At 58.3% G+C, this 16,208-nt stretch carries 15 protein-coding genes and 1 other annotated feature; of the genes, 8 read left to right on the top strand and 7 right to left on the bottom strand.

Going from position 1 to position 16,208, the window contains the following annotated elements; translation table 11 throughout:
- Positions 1 to 3: 3 nt before the first annotated feature.
- Positions 4 to 903: an ATP phosphoribosyltransferase gene (gene hisG, locus OJ965_RS09180; protein WP_009089318.1), complete on the bottom strand. Its 900-nt coding sequence runs from the start codon at positions 901 to 903 to the stop codon at positions 4 to 6.
- A 48-nt stretch (positions 904 to 951) separates the two neighbouring features.
- Positions 952 to 1,072 (bottom strand) — a sequence feature (His leader region).
- Positions 1,048 to 1,095: a his operon leader peptide gene (hisL, locus tag OJ965_RS09185; RefSeq protein WP_100396937.1), complete on the bottom strand. Its 48-nt coding sequence runs from the start codon at positions 1,093 to 1,095 to the stop codon at positions 1,048 to 1,050. It overlaps the preceding feature by 25 nt.
- Positions 1,096 to 1,274: 179 nt before the next feature.
- Here hisL and OJ965_RS09190 point away from each other — a divergent pair, with 179 nt between their 5' ends.
- Entirely contained in the window at positions 1,275 to 2,102 is an 828-nt protein-coding gene (locus tag OJ965_RS09190; protein WP_009089320.1) for an NAD-dependent epimerase/dehydratase family protein, read from the top strand.
- 164 nt (positions 2,103 to 2,266) lie between these two features.
- Here the strand turns inward: OJ965_RS09190 and OJ965_RS09195 are convergent, their stop codons facing one another.
- The 3 genes from OJ965_RS09195 to puuD are packed head-to-tail and all read right to left on the bottom strand — an operon-like array spanning position 2,267 to position 4,878.
- On the bottom strand, positions 2,267 to 3,544 hold the full coding sequence (locus OJ965_RS09195; RefSeq protein WP_265138930.1) for an NAD(P)/FAD-dependent oxidoreductase: 1,278 nt from the start codon (positions 3,542 to 3,544) through the stop codon (positions 2,267 to 2,269).
- 19 nt (positions 3,545 to 3,563) lie between these two features.
- Positions 3,564 to 4,121 (bottom strand): HTH-type transcriptional regulator PuuR, encoded by a 558-nt coding sequence (gene puuR, locus OJ965_RS09200; protein WP_009089325.1) that lies wholly within the window; start codon positions 4,119 to 4,121, stop codon positions 3,564 to 3,566.
- The gene (gene puuD / locus OJ965_RS09205) at positions 4,114 to 4,878 is read right to left on the bottom strand and encodes a gamma-glutamyl-gamma-aminobutyrate hydrolase (protein WP_154927654.1); all 765 of its coding nucleotides are present in this window, start codon (positions 4,876 to 4,878) and stop codon (positions 4,114 to 4,116) included. Before puuD ends, puuR begins: the two co-directional genes overlap by 8 nt.
- Before the next feature lie 204 nt (positions 4,879 to 5,082).
- Between puuD and OJ965_RS09210 the strand changes: the two genes are divergently transcribed.
- Together OJ965_RS09210 and OJ965_RS09215 are read left to right on the top strand one after the other, a co-directional pair.
- Positions 5,083 to 6,498 (top strand): glutamine synthetase family protein, encoded by a 1,416-nt coding sequence (locus OJ965_RS09210; RefSeq protein WP_009089328.1) that lies wholly within the window; start codon positions 5,083 to 5,085, stop codon positions 6,496 to 6,498.
- Positions 6,499 to 6,900: 402 nt separating this feature from the next.
- Positions 6,901 to 8,259 (top strand): APC family permease, encoded by a 1,359-nt coding sequence (locus OJ965_RS09215; RefSeq protein ID WP_009089331.1) that lies wholly within the window; start codon positions 6,901 to 6,903, stop codon positions 8,257 to 8,259.
- Between the two features lie 50 nt (positions 8,260 to 8,309).
- On the opposite strand, the gene ygbI is transcribed toward OJ965_RS09215, so the two are convergent.
- Positions 8,310 to 9,071: a DNA-binding transcriptional repressor YgbI gene (ygbI, locus tag OJ965_RS09220; protein ID WP_009089333.1), complete on the bottom strand. Its 762-nt coding sequence runs from the start codon at positions 9,069 to 9,071 to the stop codon at positions 8,310 to 8,312.
- A 253-nt stretch (positions 9,072 to 9,324) separates the two neighbouring features.
- On the opposite strand from ygbI, the gene ltnD reads away from it, so the two are divergent.
- From ltnD to OJ965_RS09245, 5 genes are all read left to right on the top strand, one after another.
- Entirely contained in the window at positions 9,325 to 10,230 is a 906-nt protein-coding gene (gene ltnD / locus OJ965_RS09225; RefSeq protein ID WP_033736190.1) for an L-threonate dehydrogenase, read from the top strand.
- Positions 10,230 to 11,492 carry a 3-oxo-tetronate kinase gene (otnK, locus tag OJ965_RS09230; protein ID WP_058956732.1) on the top strand — a complete coding sequence of 421 codons (1,263 nt, stop codon included), beginning with the start codon at positions 10,230 to 10,232 and terminating at the stop codon, positions 11,490 to 11,492. Before ltnD ends, otnK begins: the two co-directional genes overlap by 1 nt.
- Entirely contained in the window at positions 11,485 to 12,129 is a 645-nt protein-coding gene (gene otnC, locus OJ965_RS09235) for a 3-oxo-tetronate 4-phosphate decarboxylase (RefSeq protein WP_009089340.1), read from the top strand. The genes otnK and otnC overlap by 8 nt, the downstream gene beginning before the upstream one ends.
- Positions 12,129 to 12,914, top strand: coding sequence for an HPr family phosphocarrier protein (locus OJ965_RS09240; RefSeq protein WP_265138934.1), 786 nt, complete (start codon positions 12,129 to 12,131; stop codon positions 12,912 to 12,914). Before otnC ends, OJ965_RS09240 begins: the two co-directional genes overlap by 1 nt.
- Before the next feature lie 126 nt (positions 12,915 to 13,040).
- Entirely contained in the window at positions 13,041 to 14,396 is a 1,356-nt protein-coding gene (locus OJ965_RS09245; RefSeq protein WP_111208601.1) for a GntP family transporter, read from the top strand.
- 56 nt (positions 14,397 to 14,452) lie between these two features.
- Here OJ965_RS09245 and sbcB read toward each other — a convergent pair whose 3' ends face one another.
- Positions 14,453 to 15,880: an exodeoxyribonuclease I gene (gene sbcB, locus OJ965_RS09250; RefSeq protein ID WP_265138937.1), complete on the bottom strand. Its 1,428-nt coding sequence runs from the start codon at positions 15,878 to 15,880 to the stop codon at positions 14,453 to 14,455.
- Positions 15,881 to 16,208 lie beyond the last annotated feature (328 nt).

Raw genomic sequence — 16,208 nt, forward strand, 5'->3', positions numbered from 1 at the left:
GGCTTACTCCATCATCTTCTCAATTGGCAGCACCAGAATCGAACTGGCACCCAGTGACTTCAGTTTTTCCATCGTTTCCCAGAACAGGGTTTCGCTGCTGACCATGTGCATCGCCACGCGGCTGACATCACCCGCCAGCGGCAGCACAGTCGGGCGCTCTGCGCCAGGCAGCAGGCTGATCACCTCTTCCAGGCGTTCACTCGGCGCGTGCAGCATGATGTACTTCGATTCGCGCGCTTTGATCACGCCCTGAATACGGGTCATCATCTTGTCAATCAGCTCCTGCTTGGCGGCAGGCATCTCGCCGTCGCGCTGAATCAGGACGGCTTTTGAACGATAGATCACTTCCACTTCACGCAGGCCATTGGCCTCCAGCGTGGCCCCGGTGGAGACCAGGTCGCAGATGGCGTCAGCCAGACCGGCGCGGGTCGCAACTTCAACGGAACCGTTCAGCATACAGGTTTTGAAGCTGACGCCTTTTTTGTCGAGGTACTGCTTTAACAGGTGCGGATAGGAGGTGGCGATACGGGCGTTGTCGAGGCACTGCGGGCCGGTGTACTCGTCATCGGTTCCCATCGCCAGCGACAGGCGGCAGCCGCCGAAGTCGAGGCGGCGCAGGGTGAAATAACGCGGGTCTTCACCCTGCGCCCGGCGTGAGAGTAACTCCTCTTCCAGCACGTTCTCACCGATGATGCCTAAATCGACCACACCATCCATGACCAGGCCAGGAATATCGTCATCGCGCACGCGCAGGATGTCGATGGGCATGTTCTCCGCAAACGCAATCAGGCGCTGTTGCTGAAGGTTGATTTTAACGCCGCAGCGCGCCAGCAGTTCGCGTGAATCATCACTTAAACGGCCAGATTTCTGCATAGCTATGCGTAAACGGGTGTTATCTAACATGGTTCCTGTCCTCTTAATCCTGTCCTGAATGTGTGGTTACGTCAGCCCATAAAAAAACCCCCGGAAGACGATCTTCCGGGGGTTCTCTTGCGTTCGCACCACTGGAAGATCTTGAAAGTCTTCCAGCACCAATCGCCTGAAAGACTAGTCAGGATGATGGTGGTGGTGATGGTTAAACTGAACGCGTGTCATAATAATCTCGTCGATGAATGAGTATTCATTTGTGGGGTTTAACCTAGCGAAGATGCGTGCCGTTGGCAACACTTTTTTATAGACCCGGTTCGGAAAGCACTGAAACAGGTTGTCCCGGTTTGCAATCCGGGGGCAAACTACGGTGAAGTCAGGGTGGATGTTTTACGTCAGGAGTCAATATGAAGAAGGTCGCGATTGTGGGACTGGGCTGGTTGGGCATGCCGCTGGCCACGGCGTTAACGGCGCGGGGCTGGCAGGTGACAGGCAGTAAAACTACGCCGGACGGTGTTGAGGCGGCCCGCCGCTGCGGCATTGAGGCCTTTCAGCTGGAGCTGACGCCTGAACTGGTGTGTGATGCCGCCGATATCGAACCGCTGTTCAATGTTGATGCGCTGATCGTGACGCTGCCCGCCAGCCGCACCGCAGAAGGGGGCGAGGCCTATCTGCAGGCGGTGCAGAATGTGGTCGACACCGCGCTGGTTTACAGGGTGCCACGCATTATCTTTACCAGCTCCACCTCTGTGTATGGCAGCAGCTCCGGGCCTAAGCGGGAAAACAGCCCGCTGACCGCCGAAACTGTCGCCGGAAAGACGCTGGTGAAACTGGAAAACTGGCTGCACGATCTGCCTGGCACCAGCGTCGATGTTGTGCGTCTGGCGGGGCTGGTCGGGCCCAAACGCCATCCGGGACGCTTCCTGGCGGGGAAACAGGATGTGGCAAATGGTTCGCAGGGCGTCAATCTGGTGCACCTCGATGATGTGGTTGAGGCGATTACGCTGCTGCTGCAGTCGCCGAAAGGAGGCCGGACCTATAACCTCTGTGCGCCTAAGCACCCCTCACGCGACACCTTTTACCCGGCGGTGACGCGCCAGCTTGGGCTGCAGCCGCCTCAGTTCGCGCCAGAGGCAGTGAAAGAGAGCGGTAAGCTGATTGACGGGTCGCGTATCTGCAGCGAGCTGGGGTTTGAATATCGCTATGACGATCCGGTGAAGATGCCGCTGGAGTAAGGCGCTGAACACCGTTTTGCGGGAGCCGGCTGCTCCCGCTGCATCTTCTCCTGTTTTGACTGTGTGTTAGTTACAACATACTGTTGGCGGGATTCTGGGGGTAAACCGTGCCCGTCTGAAATCCGGTAGTTCAGTCGGGCAGGCAGCAGTGACCGTCACTTACCTCATACCCCCAGCCGATCCCGCAGCGCATACCACACCGCGCCCATCGCTGTCAGTGGCACCTTAAAGCTTCTGCCGCCGGGGAAGGGCAGATGGGGCAGACGGGCAAAGGCGTCAAAACGCTCAGCATCGCCGCGTAAAACTTCACTGATCAGCTTGCCGGACAGATGGGTACAGGTCACGCCATGACCGCTGTCACCCTGCATGAAATAGACATTGTTCTCCAGCCGGCCAAACTGCGGCATGCGCGAGAGCGTCAGCAGGAAATTGCCGCTCCAGCTAAAGTCCAGCCTGACGTTCTGCAACTGAGGGAAGGTGCGGCGCAGTTTGGGACGGATCAACGCTTCAATGTCTGCCGGTTCCCGTGCCCCATAGACCACGCCGCCGCCATAGAGCAGCCGGTTATCCGCGGTCAGACGAAAATAATCCAGCAGGTAGTTACAATCTTCCACGCAGTAGTTGTTAGGCAGCAGCGACAAGGCCTGATCGGGTGAAAGCGGCTCGGTAACCACAATCTGTGAACCACACGGCATGCTTTTCCTGCTCAGTCGCGGCTCAAGCTGCGGCGAGAGATAGGCGTTACCGGCGAAGATGACAAAGGTGGCGCTGACCTCACCCTGGGCGGTTTTTACCCGATTCGGTGAGCCATAAATCACCTTCAGGGCCGCAGACTGTTCGTAGATACGTCCGCCATGTCGCCGTATCGCTTCCGCTTCGCCCAGCGCCAGATTCAGGGGGTGCAGATGGCCGCCGCGCCGGTCCAGCAGCCCGCCGACATAACGTTCGGTCGCCACTTCACGGCGGATCCCCCGTTCATCAAGCAGCTCCAGATCGTGATTGCCATACTGCTGCCACAGGGTTTTCTGTTTCTGCAGATGTGCCATCTGGCGTGTATTCAGGGCGGCAAAGATGCCGCCAGGCCGGTAATCGCAGTCAATCGCGTAACGATCAATGCGATCGCGGATGATCGCTGCGCCTTCAAACATCATGCTGCCCAGCATGCGGGCGCTCTCTTTGCCGTAGCGCTGCTCAATTACATCCACGTCGCGGCTGTAGGAGTTGACCACCTGGCCGCCGTTACGTCCGCTGGCACCAAAGCCGATGCGCGCGGCTTCCAGCACGACCACGTCATAGCCAACTTCGGTCAGATGCAGCGCCGCAGAGAGGCCGGTAAAGCCGCCGCCAATAATGCAGACGTCACACTGGATGCTCTCCTGCAACGTCGGCCAGGGATCATGGGCATTGGCGGTTGCCGCGTAATAACTCTCCACATAATTCATAACAACCTCCTGAATGCGCCTAAAAGTTAGCGGGCGTGTGGGCACTGACGATGCGACAGGGGATATCGGCACTGTTGGTGAAGCTGTGCGGTAAGCCGGTATCAATCACATAACTCTCTCCGGCAGAGAGATGAAAGCGCTGCCCGTTGATCATCAGGATAATTTCCCCCTCCAGCAGCGTACCGGTCTCTTCACCAGGATGACGCAGCTTCTCACCGGTACTGGCACCGGGCTGGTAAGTTTCCAGCAGCATCCCCAGCGAACGCTGGGCTTTACCGTTATCGATCAGTTTCAGCGAGACCCCCTGACTGCCAATCTCCAGCAGTTCGCCGGGCCGGACAATAATTTTCGGCTCTGCATCCGGCCTGGGATCGGAGAAGAACTCCGACAGGGAGAGGCCATAGACCTTCAGCAGTTTCTGCAGGGTGCTGACCGCCGGGCTGACCTTATCCTGTTCGATGGTGCTGATTGCGCTGTGGGTCAATCCGGCCAGCTCAGCCACGCGGCGCTGCGACAGCCCCAGCGTCTGCCGGATCTCCGCCAGCCGCCGTCCCGGTGCCAGCGTGGCATCACTCATCGTCTTTTCCCCTGTGATAACGAATGGCAGCCTGTATAAATCCGCTGAACAGCGCCTGCGATCCCGGCGTCGTTTCCGGCTGCCACTCAGGATGCCACTGCACCGCCAAGGCGAAAGGGTGATGACGCAGGCTCACGGCTTCGACCAGACCATCGGCTGCGCGTGCTTCAATGCGCAGCTGCGGTCCCGGCTCGCGGATGCCCTGATGATGCAGAGAATTGACCTTCAGGGAGCTGTCGGCAAACAGCGTCGCCAGCACGCCGTCCGGTTCGACAGTCACCTGATGCACGGGCGCATACTGCTCAGCCAGGGGGCGCGTCTCATCTTCATGATGACGCTGAACGTCAGGCCGGGCGCTGAGATCCCGCCACAGGCTGCCGCCATTCGCCACCACCAGCTCCTGCAGTCCCCGGCAGATGCCAAACATCGGCATTTTGTGGCTGGTGGCCCAGGTGATCAGCTGAAAGGCGAGGCGGTCACGACCCGGATCGGCGTGCGGCTCCTCACCGGCCTCGCCATAGTGCCAGGGTTCGATATTGCTGGGACTGCCGGTCAGCAGCAGACCATCCAGCACAGCCATAGCGTTTTCTAATAGATGAGGGGCGTTAATCAGACTGTGGGGCAGGGCGAGCGGTACGCCTCCTGCCTGAACGAGTGCATCGCAATATTTGTTATGCACCGTCTGAGTCGGATGACCGCCGGTATCCTTCTGGCACATCACTACGCCAATCAACGGCTTGTCAAAAATAATGCCCATCTCACGTCCTCGCTTCGCTGTTCGAAATATCTACCGAAAGGGCACGTCTGGCGGTTAAGTGTTCAATATTTTTTCAATCTAGCAATCTGCTGTTTGTTCTTCAAACAGATTTGTTACATTTGCACACTTTTTATGTTGGCGCTATGTTAGTGGTGTGGCCGTTATTTTGAGCATTACGCAAACCTTATAGGGGCGGGTGAGATCATGACTAACCTGGTAGAAGTGGAAGACTTCACGCTTCACAGTGAAGAGAAACGAACCAGCGCGTTCCAGCTTGAGGTGAAAACCTGGCTGGAGCGCCATCCTGAAACGCAGTATGTCGACATCCTGTTAAATGATTTAAATGGTGTGTTTCGCGGCAAGCGCATTCCGGTCTCCGCGCTGCCCAAGCTGGAAAAAGGGTGTTATTTCCCCGCCTCGGTATTCGCCATGGATATCCTCGGCAATACGGTGGAAGAAGCGGGACTTGGCCAGTCACTGGGCGAACCCGACAATCTCTGCCTGCCGGTCAGCGGCACCTTAGTTCCCTCCGCCTCCGATCCTCAACACATTGCGCAGCTGCTGTTAACTATGTGCAACCAAGATGGCACTCCCTTTGACGTTGAACCCCGAAATGTCCTCAACCGGCTGTGGCAACAGCTGCGAAACCGAGGCCTTTTTCCGGTGGTAGCGGTAGAGCTGGAGTTCTATCTGGTTGACAAAAAGCGCGATGCTGAAGGGTTTATCCAGCCGCCCTGTGCGCCGGGCAGTGATGAACGCAACATGCAGAGCCAGGTTTATTCGGTCGATAATCTCGACCACTTTGCGGATGTGCTGCGTGATATTGACGATCTGGCGCGTCAGCAGGGGATACCGGCCGATGGCGCACTGGCGGAAGCCTCGCCCGGACAGTTTGAAATCAACCTGCATCATACCCGCGACGTGCTGCGCGCCTGCGACCATGCGGTGCAGCTTAAGCGGCTGATCCGGCAGGTGGCGGAGAACCACGGTATGACCGCCACCTTTATGGCTAAGCCCTATGAAGAGTATGCGGGCAGCGGGATGCATGTGCACATCAGCATGCTGGATGCCGCCGATCATAACGCCTTCGCCTGTGACGACGGCAGTGATTCGCCGCTGATGAAGCGGGCGCTGGCTGGCATGATCGACCTGATGCCGGCGTCGATGGCACTGCTGGCGCCCAACGTGAATGCCTATCGCCGCTTTGTGCCGGATGCGTATGTGCCGTTACAGGCCTCATGGGGCCATAACAATCGCACCGTCGCGCTGCGTGTGCCGTGCGGAGATATTGACAACCATCGCATTGAGTATCGGGTGGCGGGGGCGGATGCCAACCCCTATCTGGTGGTTTCTGCTATTCTTGCCGGTATGCTGCACGGACTGGATACGCAACTGCCGCTGCCGCAGCCGGTGACCGGCAACGGGCATCATGCGGAAGGCCTGGCCCTGCCGATCCGGCAGAGCGATGCCCTGTATGAATTTGACAGCAGCTATCCGCTGCAGAAGTTACTCGGCGAACGCTTTGCCAGCGTCTGGCACAGCTGCAAACACCATGAGCTGATGCAGTTTGAACGGCTGATCACCGCCACGGAAATTGACTGGATGCTGAAAAATGCCTGACCGGGGCGTTAATCGCTAATCTGAATTGCTTTTTTTGCTTATGATGCCCCGACGGCTTGAATTTCTGCCCGTGGTTGGGCAGAATACGCGGCCTGCAAAATCAGACGATAACCGACGCTTTAAGCGCCGGTTATTTTTTTGCATTCAGTTTTAACAGAGCATTTTTGCTGACTTAACCGAGGCCGGGCACGCACCCGGATAGATAAACACTGAAAACACGCACACGCGTGAGATTGAGGATTACAAAGATGGGGATGTTTACCACACTGCCAGTCAATGCTGGCACGCGTTTTCGTGATGATTACGGCGCCGCGTTAACCGCTAACCCTACTCCCTGTCGCTTAATGCGCAGTTGCCCTGTGACCCAGCCCAGCCAGGTTGTCGCACATGGGGGACTGAAGCATGTCGCTTAATACCTCCGCCGCACCGCAGCGTGCGCAACTCAAAAAAACGCTAACGTTACTTCCGGTCGTCATGATGGGCTTAGCCTACATGCAGCCTATGACCCTGTTCGATACATTTGGTATTGTTTCTGGTCTGACCGATGGTCACGTTGCCACTGCTTATGCTTTCGCGCTGATTGCGATTCTGTTCACTGCCGTGAGCTACGGTAAGCTGGTACGCCGCTTCCCCTCTGCGGGCTCCGCTTATACCTACGCTCAGAAGGCAATCAGTCCGCACGTCGGTTTTATGGTTGGCTGGTCATCTCTGCTGGACTACCTGTTCATGCCGATGATCAACATCCTGCTGGCAAAAAATTACTTTGAGTCGCTGGTGCCCGGCATCCCGTCGTGGATTTTTGTGGTACTGCTGGTCGGTTTCATGACGCTCTCTAACCTGAAGGGCATCAAAACTGTCGCCAACTTCAACAGCGTCATTGTGGTGCTGCAGGTTGTTGTTATGCTCGGTATCACCGGTATGGTGATCTACGGTGTGGCAAGCGGCGTGGGTTCGGGCACTCTGGTGAGCAGCAGACCGTTCTGGTCTGAGAATGCGCACGTGGTGCCGATGATTACCGGTGCGACGATCCTCTGCTTCTCGTTCCTCGGCTTTGACGGCATCAGTTCGCTGTCGGAAGAGACCAAAGATGCAGAACGCACCATCCCGCGCGCGATTTTCCTGACGGCGCTGATCGGTGGTGTGATCTTTATCGCGGCATCCTATTTCCTGCAGCTCTACTTCCCGGACATCAGCCGTTTCCAGGACCCGGACTCGTCACAGCCTGAAATCATGCTGTTCGTCGCCGGTAAAGCGCTGCAGGTCGGCATCCTGATCTTCTCGGTGGTCACGGTGCTGGCATCCGGTATGGCGGCGCATGCGGGCGTTTCGCGCCTGATGTATGTCATGGGTCGTGATGGCGTGTTCCCGGAGCGTTTCTTCGGTTACATCCATCCAAAATGGCGTACCCCGTCGCTCAACGTGCTGCTGGTGGGCGCGATTGCGCTGATGGCGATTAACTTCGACCTGGTCACGGCGACGGCGCTGATCAACTTCGGTGCGCTGGTGGCGTTTACCTTTGTGAACCTGTCGGTGATCGCGCAGTTCTGGATCCGTGAGAAGCGTAACCGCACGCTGAAAGATCACGTTCAGTATCTGCTGCTGCCGCTGCTCGGTGCGCTGACGGTCGGTGCGCTGTGGGTGAACCTGGAAGAGAGTTCTATGGTGCTGGGCCTGATCTGGGCCGCCATCGGGATTATCTACCTGGCCTTCGTGACCCGCAGCTTCCGTAATCCGGTGCCGCAGTTCAGCGAAGAGATTTAATCGCGACGACGTTGCCGCCTTTCCGGCTCTTCCGGGAAGGCGGCAATAACCTAACCTGCCAGTACCAGCTCCCAGCTCCCCGCCTTTAACTGTTCCAGCGCCGCTTCACTCAACTTTTTGTCGGTAATGATCTGATCAAACCTCTCCAGCGGCAACGCCAGAAACGTTGCTATCCGGCTGTACTTCGAACTGTCACTGAGCAGCACGCGCTTACTGCTCACCTCGCTGACCGCCTGCTTCACGGTGACCTTATCTTCATCGGGCGTAAACAGGCCTCGCGGCCCCCAGCAGGAGGCAGAGATAAACGCGATATCAATCGCCAGATGACGCAGGCTTCTTGCTGCCGATTCGCCGACGCAGGAGCGGTTTTCCCGGCAGACCGTTCCGCCGGTGTGAATCACTCTGCACTGACTGCCCTCCATCAACAGATTCGCGACCATGAAATCGTTGGTCACCACCAGTAAATCATCACGATCCACTACCTCTCTCGCCAGGGCCAGCATGGTGGTGCCGGCATCCAGATAGATGCAGCTATTGCGGGGAATGTGCCGGGCGGCGGTGCGGCCAATCGCATATTTCTCATCGTTAAAGAGGGTACTTTTGGTGAGATGTGAAGGCTCAGCCGCCAGCCGATCGGCAGTGCGTACGCCGCCGGAGACTGACAGCACCGCACCCTGTTCCTCCAGTTTCTGCACATCACGACGTATCGTCATGTGTGAGACTCCCAGCCGCTCCGTCAGCTCGGCGATGCTCACCACACCACGATCGGCCACCAAGGCAAGGATCTGTTGATGACGTTCAACCGGAATCATACCTGCTCCTGCTATTTACCATTTTTTCACATTGTAGTGTATTTCATGGTTTATCAGAACAGATAATCACAGGGTCAGGGCTGAGAGTATGTTCAGATTCCCAGACATAAAAGGGAAGCTCGACCGTGTTAAAAATTGTTCTCTGACGAAGCTGTGATGTTTTTTGTGAGACGTGACACATTTTCAGCCGCCGGATGCTGGCACGATTAACAGTAACAAACAAATAATCACTTAATTTAACAGGGGGCGTAACGTGCCAGCGAAGAACATCTGTGTTATCGGGTTAGGATCCATGGGCATGGGGGCTGCACAATCCTGCCTGCGCGCCGGTCTCAACACCTGGGGCGTCGATTTAAATCCGGCCGCACTTGAGACGTTGCGACGGGCAGGTGCGCGCGATGCGCAGCCCTCGGCATCTGCCTTTGCTGACCAGCTCGATGCTGTTTTGCTGCTGGTGGTCAATGCACAGCAGGTGAACGCGGTTCTGTTTGGTGAAAATGGCCTGGCGGCAAAGCTGCGTCCGGGGACCGTGGTGATGGTCTCATCCACGCTGTCAGCCAGCGACGCGCAGCAGATTGAGCAGCAGCTGGCGCAGCATCAGCTGCTGATGCTCGATGCACCGGTCTCCGGCGGGGCTGCCAAAGCGGCCAGCGGTGAGATGACGGTCATGGCGTCCGGCAGTGAGGCGGCGTTTAGCCAGCTGCAACCGGTACTGGATGCGGTCGCGGCCAAAGTCTATCGCGTGGGCAGTGAGATCGGGGCGGGCTCCACCGTCAAAATTATCCATCAGCTGCTGGCGGGCGTTCACATCGCGGTGGGGGCAGAAGCGATGGCGCTGGCGGCACGAGCCGGTATTCCGCTGGAAACGATGTATGAAGTGGTCACCAACGCTGCGGGTAATTCATGGATGTTCGAGAACCGTATGAAGCATGTGGTAGACGGTGACTACAGCCCGAAATCGGCTGTCGATATCTTTGTGAAAGATCTTAACCTGGTGGCCGACACCGCCAAAGCACTGCATTTTCCGCTGCCGCTGGCCTCCACCGCGCTTACTATGTTCACCGAAGCCAGCAACGCCGGTTATGGTCGTGAGGATGACAGCGCCGTGATCAAGATCTTCAGCGGCATAACGCTGCCGCAGGCGAAGGAGGAGGGATGATGCGTCTTGGTGTAATCGCAGATGATTTTACCGGTGCCACCGACATCGCCAGCTTTCTGGTGCAGAACGGGCTGAGCACCATTCAGTTCAACGGCATTCCCGGCGGTGAAATCGCCACCGATGCCCAGGCGATGGTGATCAGCCTGAAGAGTCGCTCCTGTCCGGCAGAGCAGGCGGTTGCTCAGTCGCTGGCTGCGCTGGCGTGGTTGCAGCAGCAGGGCTGCCAGCGCTTCTATTTTAAATATTGCTCCACCTTCGACAGCACCGCCCAGGGCAATATTGGTCCGGTGACCGATGCCCTGATGAAGGCGCTGGGTGAGACGCAGACCGTTATCTGTCCGGCTCTGCCGGTCAATGGCCGCACGGTCTATCAGGGCCATCTGTTTGTTGGTGACCAGCTGCTGTCGGAGTCGGGGATGCGCCATCATCCGGTTACGCCCATGCGCGAGAGCAACCTGCTGCGTCTGATGGCATCACAGGCGACGGGCAAAGCCGGACTGATCGCGGCGGCACAGGTCGACCAGGGCGCCGACTCCGTCCGGCAGGCGATGCATCAGCTGGCAGAGCAGGGCGTCAGCTACGTGGTGATCGACACGCTGCATCACCAGCATCTGCTGACTCTGGGCGCGGCCCTCAGCGATCTGCGGCTGGTGACCGGCGGTTCCGGGCTGGCTATCGGTCTGGCGCGGCAGTGGGCGAGAGCCGGGGCGGATGCTCAGGCAGAGCAGGCAGGGCGTCCGCAGGGTGGGCGCGCCGTGGTGTTGTCCGGCTCCTGTTCGCAGATGACCTGCCGGCAGGTCAGCCTCTATCGCCAGCAGGCACCGGCCTGCGAAGTGCAGGTCGAACCCTGCATGCAGAATTCAGATGACTATGCCCGCCAGCTCTGTGACTGGACGGAAGCCAATAGCCAGCACTCTCTGGCTCCGCTGCTTTATGCCACCACCGACGCACAGCAGCTGCAGGCGATCCAGCAGCGCTATGGTGCGCAGCGCAGCAGTGAGGCCGTTGAGCAGCTGTTTGCCGCCGTGACGCGGGAGCTGAAACGGCGCGGCTGGCAGCGCTTTATTGTGGCCGGGGGAGAAACCTCCGGTGTGGTGGCGCAGACGCTGGGCGTGACCGCCTTTCACATCGGCCCGACAATTTCGCCGGGCGTACCCTGGGTGCGTGATATCCACCAGCCGCTCTCTCTGGCACTGAAGTCGGGGAATTTTGGCGACGAAGACTTTTTCCGCCGCGCGCAAACGGAGTTTACCTATGACTGAATCTTTCTCTTTAACTGAGCAGCAGGCGCGTGATGAGATGGTGCGGCTGGGGGCCTCATTTTTTCAGCGCGGCTATGCCACCGGTTCGGCGGGCAACCTCTCCCTGCTGCTTGAAGACGGTAATCTGCTGGCGACGCCGACCGGCTCCTGCCTCGGCGAGTTACAGGCTGATCGGCTGGCAAAAGTGACGCCGGAGGGAGAGTGGCTCTCTGGCGACAAACCCTCCAAAGAGATCGCTTTCCACCGCGCGCTCTACCTGAATAATCCCGACTGCCGGGCGGTGGTGCATCTGCACAGCCACTACCTGACGGCGCTCTCCTGTCTGCAGGGGCTGGACACGGACAACTGTATCCGGCCGTTCACCCCCTATGTGGTGATGCGTGTCGGGGATGTGCCCGTCGTGCCCTACTATAAGCCCGGCGATGGGCGACTGGCGGAGGATCTGGCGCGGCTGGCCCCCCGCTATCGCGCCTTTTTGCTGGCGAATCATGGCCCGGTGGTGGTGGGAAAATCACTGCAGGAAGCCGCCGATAACACGGAAGAACTGGAAGAGACGGCCCGGTTAATCTTTACGCTGGGCGACCGGCCCATTCGTTATCTCAATGCTGCCGAAGTGGCGGAATTAAGGAGCCGATAATGCCAAAGTTTGCTGCTAACCTGACCACCCTGTTTACGGAACTGCCGTTCGCGGAGCGCTTCGCGGCGGCGGCTGATGCGGGCTTCCGCGCCGTAGAGTTTATGTTTCCCTATGACTATCCCGCCAGCCAGATCAAAACGTGGCTGGATGAGCATCAGCTACAGCTCGTGCTCTTTAATACCGCCCCCGGCAACGTCGCGGCGGGTGAGTGGGGCGTTACCGCTATTCCTGGCCGGGAAGCGGATGCCAGAGCAGACATCGATCGCGCCCTGAGCTATGCGCTGGCGCTGAACTGCCCGCAGGTGCATGTCATGGCGGCCACCGTGCCGCCGGGTGCTGACCGTCAGCACTATGCCGACACCTTCATTCACAACATGCGTTATGCCGCGGAGCGCTTCGCGCCCCACGGCATCAACCTGCTGATTGAAGCCCTGAATCCGACCACCAAACCGGGGTATCTCTACGCCAGCCAGTATCAGACGCTGGAGATGGCAGAACAGATCGATCGCCCTAACGTCTTTACTCAGCTCGACCTTTTCCACGCACAACGTGTGGATGGCAATCTCACGCATCTGATTCGTCACTATGCCGGGCGCTATGCCCACGTGCAGATCGCCTCAGCACCGGACCGTCATGAGCCGGATGAGGGTGAAATCCATTATCCGTACCTCTTCTCGCTGCTGGATGAAGTCGGCTATAGCGGCTGGGTGGGCTGCGAGTATATCCCGCGCGGTCGCACTACCGAGGGGCTGGGCTGGTTTGCGCCCTGGAAGATAAAAGCCTGATTTAACGCGCTGTAAAAAACCGGTGTTCCGGCACCGGCAGGGAGCGGCTTGCCCTTTTTCCGGCCCTGCACCTGCTCTCCCTGTACCCCGATAACCTAAAAAATATAAACATTTCTGAGGCTTACTATGTCCACCGCACTGCTGTTAGCCATAGCGACCGCCAGCATTGTGATCCTGCTGCTGCTGGTGATCAAAGCTAAAGTCCATCCGTTTGTCGCCCTGTTAATTGTCAGCCTGCTGGTGGCGATCGCCACGGGCATCCCGGCCGAAAAAATCATGGAGACGATTGTTACCGGTATGGGCGGGCTGCTCGGTCACATCACCATTATTATCGTTCTCGGTGCCATGCTCGGCGCGATCATAGAAGCCTCGGGGGGCGCCGAGTCGCTGGCGCAGCGTTTCAGTAAGACGCTGGGGTTAAAACGGACCGTGGCGGCCCTGACCATGGCGGCTTTTATCCTCGGAATCCCGGTCTTTTTTGAAGTAGGCTTCATCATTGTTATCCCGCTGATCTATGGATTTACCAAAGTGGCGCGGGTCTCACCCCTGAAGTTTGGCCTGCCGATGGCGGGCGTGATGCTGACGGTGCACGTGGCGCTGCCGACCCATCCCGGTGCCGCCGCCGCCGCGGGGATCCTGCACACCGACATGGGCTGGCTGATGATGCTGGGTATCGCCATTTCGATTCCGGTCGGGATCATCGGCTACTACGTGGCGAAGGTGATGAACCGTCGCCACTATCATCTGTCAGTGGACGTGCTCGAACAGCTGCAGATGGCAAAACCCGAGGGACAGGAAAAGAAGAATGAGCCCGCACCGCCTGGCGCGCTGACCATCAGCGGGCTGATTGTGGTGCCGATTGTCCTGATTGTGCTGGGCACGCTGTCCCACACCCTGATGGATGAGGGCAATCTGCTGCGGAGCGTGATGACCGTAATCGGTACCCCACCCATTGCTCTGCTGATTGCCCTGGGGCTGGCGGCCTGGCTGCTGGGGGTACGACGTGGCTGGAGCAAAGATAAGCTGGAAGACCTGACCGGCCGGGCGATCCCCACGTCTGCCAGTGTGATACTGGTGGCGGGTGCCGGTGGCGCTTTCGGCAAAGTGCTGGTGGAGTCGGGCGTCGGCAAAGCGCTGGCGGTCACGCTTGAAACGCTGCATCTGCCGCTGGTGCCTGCTGCGTTCATCCTGTCGCTGGCGCTGCGTGCGTCACAGGGCTCCGCCACGGTGGCGATCCTGACGACCAGCGGATTGCTGACGCAGGCGGTGACCGGCGTATCGGACATGCAACGGGTACTGGTGACGCTGGCGGCCTGCTTTGGCGGGCTGGGACTGTCACATGTCAATGACGCAGGTTTCTGGGTGGTGACGCGCTATCTCGGGCTGTCAGTGGCTGACGGTCTGCGCACCTGGACGGTACTGACCACCTTAATGGGGCTGAGCGGTTTTGCCCTGACCTGGCTGGCATGGACACTGCTGTAATCCACGACACAGCCCGGTGCCGGACCCGGCTGAGGATGCCGGGCGGCATTCAGGATTCAGGAGACCAGATCCTGCGCGTAGAGATAGAGCGCTTTCAGCTGTCCGAGTTTTTCCGCATCGGCTTCATGCAGACTGGCGAGCGACTCCAGCTCCTGCATAAACGCCTGCACCCGATCGCTGTTAAGCACTTCACGCCGATGCTGCAGCCAGCGCTGCTGCTCGGCATCATCCAGCGTGCCGGGGAAGTTACGCGCCCGGTAGCGGAACAGCAGTTTCGCCACCCGCGCACTCTCAAAGGTCAGGTCCAGCGCAGGCAGATTCGCCGGGGCGGTCTGGCGGATGATGTTCATCCCCGCGCGATCCGCATCACTGAAGAAGCCATCATAGAGTTGCGTGTCTACGTCGTCTGATGGCGTAAACGGCTCTGCTTCGGCAAACAGCGTCACCAGTTTCTCCCGCACGTCGGGCTGCTGGCGCAGCAGGGCCAGATTCGCCAGACAGTGCTGACGATCGATGCCCAGCCGGGCAGCATCTTCCGGGCGCAGCGTGCTGGCCGGGGCCAGAACCGGACACTTATTGATATGCACCAGCTTAACCGGCACGGCCGGCAGATCGCCGAGATCGTTTTTCGGCGTATAGAGACGCTCACGCAGTGCAGCGGCATCCAGTTCCAGCAGCGGTGACATATCACCCGCCAGATCCACCACGATCAGCGCATTCCGGTTATCGGGATGCCAGGCCAGCGGCACAATCCAGCTGGTATTCCCGCGCGCGGCACCGAACATACCTGAGACATGCACCAGCGGCTTCATCTGCGGGATGTCGATCAGCGTCATCAGCTTGTTCTTGTTACGATGGGTGAACAAAAATTCAAACAGCTTTGGCTGTTTCTCTTTCACCAGCTTCGCCATCGCCAGCGTGGCGTACACATCGGACATCGCATCATGCGCATTTTCATGCGCTACGCCGTTGGCTTTGGTCAGATGCTCCAGCCGGAAGCTGGGAAAGCCTTCCTCATTCTCCGGCCAGTTGATCCCATCCGGCCGTAGCGCATAGCAGGCACGCATCACGTCGAGCAGGTCCCAGCGGGAATTGCCATTCTGCCAGCTCCAGCCATAGGGATCGTAGAAGTTGCGATAGAAGATATTGCGTGTGACTTCATCGTCGAAGCGCACGTTGTTGTAGCCCACCACACAGGTTTGTTCCGTGGTAAACAGGGAATGGATACGTTCAGCAAACTCCGCTTCATTCACGCCGCGCGTCATCGCCACCTGAGGCGTGATACCGGTAATCATCACCGCTTCGGGCTGCGGCAGATAGTCATCAGGCAGACGGCAGTAGAAGACTTCGGGTTCACCCACCGGATTAAAGTCACTGTCAGTGCGCAGCCCGGCAAACTGAGCAGGCCGGTCGCGCGACGGGCTGGTGCCGAAGGTCTCGTAATCGTGAAAGAGGAAGGTAGGTTGTCCGGGGTCGTTTTTCAATGTGCGTTACCGTTCGTCATTTTTCATTAACTTGCTGAGTTAAAACAATTTTCATCATTTCATTGCCTGGGTTTGTTCACATTTGCCTTTCGTTACTTTTCGCTGTTATACCGGCAACATCGTGTTCCGGATGCGTACCAGAAGCACATTTTGCTGTGTACCAGAAATTATTAAGGCGCTGAGTGACCCTTAATTACGCTCCCTACATGGTAAACCATAATCCGGCCCGGCTGAAATTTCAGATGCTGATGGGCCGGGGACACATATCGCCAAACAGGGGGATACTGATTCAGTATACCTACAAATTGAACGGTAAAAGCCCAGCGGC

It is taken from the genome of Pantoea anthophila (genome assembly GCF_026104315.1).
GTDB classification, from domain to species: domain Bacteria; phylum Pseudomonadota; class Gammaproteobacteria; order Enterobacterales; family Enterobacteriaceae; genus Pantoea; species Pantoea anthophila.

Bases quoted from the DNA above. Each gene is read 5' to 3' on its own strand.
- otnK (WP_058956732.1), top strand. From the start codon at position 10,230: ATGCGTCTTGGTGTAATCGCAGATGATTTTACCGGTGCCACCGACATC.
- hisG (WP_009089318.1), bottom strand. From the start codon at position 903: ATGTTAGATAACACCCGTTTACGCATAGCTATGCAGAAATCTGGCCGT.
- OJ965_RS09190 (WP_009089320.1), top strand. From the start codon at position 1,275: ATGAAGAAGGTCGCGATTGTGGGACTGGGCTGGTTGGGCATGCCGCTG.
- otnC (WP_009089340.1), top strand. From the start codon at position 11,485: ATGACTGAATCTTTCTCTTTAACTGAGCAGCAGGCGCGTGATGAGATG.
- OJ965_RS09195 (WP_265138930.1), bottom strand. From the start codon at position 3,544: ATGAATTATGTGGAGAGTTATTACGCGGCAACCGCCAATGCCCATGAT.
- OJ965_RS09215 (WP_009089331.1), top strand. From the start codon at position 6,901: ATGTCGCTTAATACCTCCGCCGCACCGCAGCGTGCGCAACTCAAAAAA.
- ygbI (WP_009089333.1), bottom strand. From the start codon at position 9,071: ATGATTCCGGTTGAACGTCATCAACAGATCCTTGCCTTGGTGGCCGAT.
- puuR (WP_009089325.1), bottom strand. From the start codon at position 4,121: ATGAGTGATGCCACGCTGGCACCGGGACGGCGGCTGGCGGAGATCCGG.
- OJ965_RS09245 (WP_111208601.1), top strand. From the start codon at position 13,041: ATGTCCACCGCACTGCTGTTAGCCATAGCGACCGCCAGCATTGTGATC.
- OJ965_RS09240 (WP_265138934.1), top strand. From the start codon at position 12,129: ATGCCAAAGTTTGCTGCTAACCTGACCACCCTGTTTACGGAACTGCCG.
- puuD (WP_154927654.1), bottom strand. From the start codon at position 4,878: ATGGGCATTATTTTTGACAAGCCGTTGATTGGCGTAGTGATGTGCCAG.
- OJ965_RS09210 (WP_009089328.1), top strand. From the start codon at position 5,083: ATGACTAACCTGGTAGAAGTGGAAGACTTCACGCTTCACAGTGAAGAG.